This is a genomic window from Sphingomonas populi (assembly GCF_004208535.1).
Taxonomy (GTDB): domain Bacteria; phylum Pseudomonadota; class Alphaproteobacteria; order Sphingomonadales; family Sphingomonadaceae; genus Sphingomonas; species Sphingomonas populi.
The window spans coordinates 1-2,173 of record NZ_SGIS01000123.1; the positions used below are offsets into that span (position 1 = coordinate 1).

A 2,173-nucleotide genomic window follows, 5' to 3' on the forward strand; every position below is an offset into this window, starting at 1 on the left:
CCGATGGTATGGCGGAGAGTGCAAATCTCCGACGGCGCCACCTTGCGCGAACTGCACGGTGTGATCCAGGTGGCGATGGGATGGGAGGGCATTCACCTTTATCAGTTTCGTCTGCGCTCCCGGTGCTATGGCTCGTGGGAACTGTGTGCCTCTTCGCCGGACGTGACGCTGGCATCGCTGAAACTGCGCAAGGGGGCCCGGTTCACGTACGATTATGATCTGAACCTCCCGTGGCGGCACGAAGTCAGGATCGAGGAAAGCCGCCTGGATAGGGTGCCGGGCAAGAAATACCCAATTTGCACGGCCGGCGATGGTGCCTGCCCGCCAGAGGATTGCGGCGGACCCCGAAGATATCTGGCCGGGCTGGATGATGCATCGTCATGGGAGGCCTTCGAGGACCTGCAGACCATGGCCGAAATCCTGAACGAAGCCGTGCTGGAAAACCGGCCGGAAGTGTTGGACGATCAGGATACGCGCTGGCGACTGGAGGTCGCTGTTGAGCGCAGCAAAGCCCGCGAAGATGCGCGCGGCAGGGCGTTCGTGCGCCGGAGGGTAAACGCCCGGCTGCGGAAAGACGGACATCTGGCGCTTATGCACCAGCAGTGCTGACCTGTTCGGCTCGGCGCCGGGCGAGGAGATCGGCGGCGAGCAGCGCGGCGTCGTCGCCGCGCTGCTGCTGGATGGTGGTTACCAGCGTATGTGCGGCGGGATCGGTGAGCCGATCGAACCGGCGCTGCAGCGTGGCCGCCGTTGTCTCGGCATAATGTCGAGTGGTCGTGATGCTTTCATGACCGAGAAAGCGTTGCAGGTCGGTAATGTCCATGCCGAGCGCCAGCAGGCGGGTGGCGACAGTGTGGCGCAGCAGATGGGGGTAGACGCGCTTGCTGATCCCGGCGGCCGTCGCCACGGCGCGAACGACCTGACCGACGCGCTGGCGTGTAAGGGTGTAAGGCAACGGTCCCGATCCCTGCTGCCTGCTGACAAACAGTGGCCCTGCACGGCGGGCGCCGATATGCAGCCGGAGCAAGTGCGCCAAGTCACGCCGGATCGGCACTTCGCGGCGCTTGCCGGCCTTGCCATGCCGGATCGAGACGACACGCTCTGCCAAGCTCACATCCTCGACCCTGAGTTGAACCAGCTCCGACGCGCGGGCACCGGTCTCAAGCAGGGTTTGCAACATCAGCCCGGTCTTGCCGCTGCGGGAATAGGCGTGGTCAAGAAAACGCAATTCCTCTTCGACCGTCAACCGGTCAATGCCACCACGGCGCTCGGGCGAAGCGTGCAGTCCCGCCCGTGCCCTGGCAGCTTTGAACACGGCTTTGCTTTGCGCGTAATCGATACCCTCCCGGACGAGTATGGCCGAAATAGCTGCAGCGGCACGAGCGATAGCGGTCATGGCTCAGCTTGCATAAGATCATTCGGAGTGCAAACCGATGATGCTTCGAGGCGTCGAATGTGTCAGGATCGGCCATGGCGGCCTGCTGCCGGCCCACTCGGGTTTTCCACTCCGGTCCTTGTGGAAAACTCAAGCGTTGTTTCCAGCATAGGAGGTTTCCATGCGTGTCAGCGTCCTGCTCCAGATCACCACCGATGACGGCGTCACCGAGACGCCCGAGGAAGTCGCCGCGTTCGATAAGACAACCGAGCGCGCCGAGGACATCGGTCTCCTTCTGGAAGACGGCAAGGCGTTGCTCGCTGCCGTCCAGCGCCGGATAGTCCAGACTCAGGCCGACGCCTGGGCCTGCCGGCACCGATGCTGCAAGGCATGCGGTGCGCGCCGGCGGCGCAAGGGCAGCTATCCCATGCTGTTCCGCACCCTCTATGGCGATGTCCCGCTCGCCAGTCCCCGCCTGTATCGCTGCGCGTGCCAGGATGGTGCGGGCCCTGCAACGGCATCACCGTTGCGGGATCTCATGCGTGGTCACGTCGCGCCGGAGCGGCTGTATCTGGAGGCGCGCTGGGCATCGCTGGTCCCCTACGCCGCTGCGGCCGGTCTGCTCGCCGATGTGCTGCCGATCGCGGCTAACGCAACGACGGTGCGGCAGCATGTCTTGCAGGTGGCCGAGCGAGCCGAAACCGAACTGGGCGAAGAGCAGAAGTGCTTTATCGATGGCTGCCCGGCGCAGTGGGCTGCACTTCCGATACCCGAAGGCCGCATCGTCGTGGGGCTAGA

Annotated in this window: 2 protein-coding genes and 1 pseudogene; 2 read left to right on the forward strand and 1 reads right to left on the reverse strand. The window is 64.3% G+C overall.

Annotation, left to right across the window (positions count from 1 at the left end; genetic code table 11):
• A partial coding sequence (locus EWE75_RS24350; RefSeq protein ID WP_206364884.1) for a plasmid pRiA4b ORF-3 family protein occupies nt 1–609 on the forward strand: 609 nt, incomplete at its 5' end.
• On the opposite strand, the gene EWE75_RS24355 is transcribed toward EWE75_RS24350, so the two are convergent.
• Nucleotides 590–1,396: a tyrosine-type recombinase/integrase gene (locus EWE75_RS24355; protein ID WP_130160602.1), complete on the reverse strand. Its 807-nt coding sequence runs from the start codon at nt 1,394–1,396 to the stop codon at nt 590–592. The genes EWE75_RS24350 and EWE75_RS24355 overlap by 20 nt on opposite strands.
• 160 nt (nt 1,397–1,556) lie before the next feature.
• On the opposite strand from EWE75_RS24355, the pseudogene EWE75_RS24360 reads away from it, so the two are divergent.
• A pseudogene (locus tag EWE75_RS24360) lies at nt 1,557–2,173 on the forward strand (ISKra4 family transposase); the annotation flags it as partial.